The sequence below is a fragment of the Paenibacillus sp. IITD108 genome, from assembly GCF_036541265.1.
In the GTDB taxonomy this organism is placed as follows: Bacteria; Bacillota; Bacilli; order Paenibacillales; family Paenibacillaceae; genus Pristimantibacillus.
Genome location: NZ_JAZHCT010000077.1, coordinates 1 through 1,701, shown reverse-complemented (window position 1 = coordinate 1,701; position 1,701 = coordinate 1). Strand labels below are relative to the sequence as shown.

Sequence of the window (1,701 nt, the reverse complement as noted above, 5' to 3'; positions counted from 1 at the left end):
ACCTAGAAACACAATGTTTTCATTCCCCTCAATGAAGCGTAGACTAGCAAAGTCCAGTATCTGCTCTCGGTTCACTGAAGGCTGAAAGCTAAAGTCAAAATCCAAGAGTTCCTTCTGATGAGGAAAGGCACCGACTTTCACCATCGCATGAATCATGTTCTGCTCGCGCACATCAATCTCATAGCTTGTGAGCTTCACTAGCGTATCTATGAAAGACAGTTGGTTATGAATACTAAAATCGACGACTTCATTTAAATGGGTCACCATTTGCTTAAGGCTTAGATACTCTAGGTTACGTGTGGCTTGTTGGTAGGAGGTCAAATTCATTCAAATGCACCTCCAATCGCACGTAGATTCTTCTTGGCCAAGTCACTAATGTCTGGATAGCTTGGCATAGATAATCTTAAGTTTTCCCTGTAGTGCTCTTCTGTGTAATTTAATTTTGCTTCACCAATAGGATGGCGTACCAGAAGTTTCGTGTTATAATAAGCATACAAATGGTTGTCATAGACTTGTATTCCCACCGTTTTTCCTTGATACCCAGCGGGAACTGAGTATTGTCTGGATTGGTAGGAGATCATGTTCGATGCATTGATCTTTACAAGCTTATGATGTATGCGATAGGAACTTCTTACACGCTCCGCTGGTAACGGGTGTAAGGAGTTCTTTTCCTTTTCCAGGGCTAGAACAGGTACTTTCCCCGTTCCTTGATGGAACGACTGGTTTACACGATCGCTTAGCTTCTGAATGTATACCTGAAGCTCTGGCAGGCTTAATTTGCCTTGGTAAGCATGGATCTCATCTAAGATTTTCATTTGTGCTTCCACTTTTCCTTTGGTACGAGGCCGTCCTGCGATACAGGGCCTGACTTTAAATCCAAAGTCGGCTGCAAAACCAGCAAACTTGGCATTCACTTTACCGGCAGTATGTTCAGTTCTTGCTTCGTCCATAACAGTCTTCATGTTGTCGGTTAGAATCTCATGAGGAACACCACCAATGGCTTCAAACGCCTCGGTTAAGAAGGAATGCAATACGCTCTGTGACTTAGACACGCTCATGTGATACACCCTAAATCGTGAATACGAGAGCAGTAGCACAGCTACATTCACCTCAACCTTCTCGCCTTCTTTCGTTTCAAAGGGAATGCTTTCTTTCCAATCTAACTGGGCTTGCACGCCTGGATCTGTCTCGAAACGAATCGTTCCTTGTGGTGACGGCATACGCTGTCCGTGCTTAAAGTAAGCTTCAAACTCAGGCTTACGAGCGATGTAGGCACGAAAGGCAGATGCTGAACATTGCAGTCCATGATTATCTGTTAAGTACTGCCATAACACACGTTTGTAATAGAAAACCTGCTTACTATCTGTAGATAACAATGCAGCAATGATTTCATAGTATTCATCAATCTTAGAACCTTTATCTCGTGTTCTTTTTCGTATAAATCCGTCTAGATATTTCTGAATGGTTCGACGGTCCACCTCTAGCTCTCTTGCTAATTCGCTTATATTGATTTTCATATTGAGATTCTCCATTAATGATTTAAGTTTAGGTAAGTCTAGTAAACTACGAATCTCCATATTCGATTGAACATTCAACGTGATGTACATACTCATCTCTCCCTTGAGACAAGTATGATTCAGATCGTCAAATCTGTACATTATTATTCAAGCATTTGTGTACATGTTTAGGTTAGCATTTGTA

Annotated in this window: 2 protein-coding genes; both read right to left on the bottom strand. The window is 41.7% G+C overall.

The genetic code is table 11. The features are described from left to right. On the bottom strand, nucleotides 1-327 hold a 327-nt coding region (locus tag V1L65_RS28565; protein ID WP_331702754.1), incomplete at its 3' end, for an ATP-binding protein. Further along, nucleotides 324-1,607, bottom strand: a complete 1,284-nt coding sequence (gene istA / locus V1L65_RS28560; protein WP_331702753.1) for an IS21 family transposase — start codon at nucleotides 1,605-1,607, stop codon at nucleotides 324-326. The genes V1L65_RS28565 and istA, both read right to left, overlap by 4 nt. Between the last annotated feature and the right edge of the window lie 94 nt (nucleotides 1,608-1,701).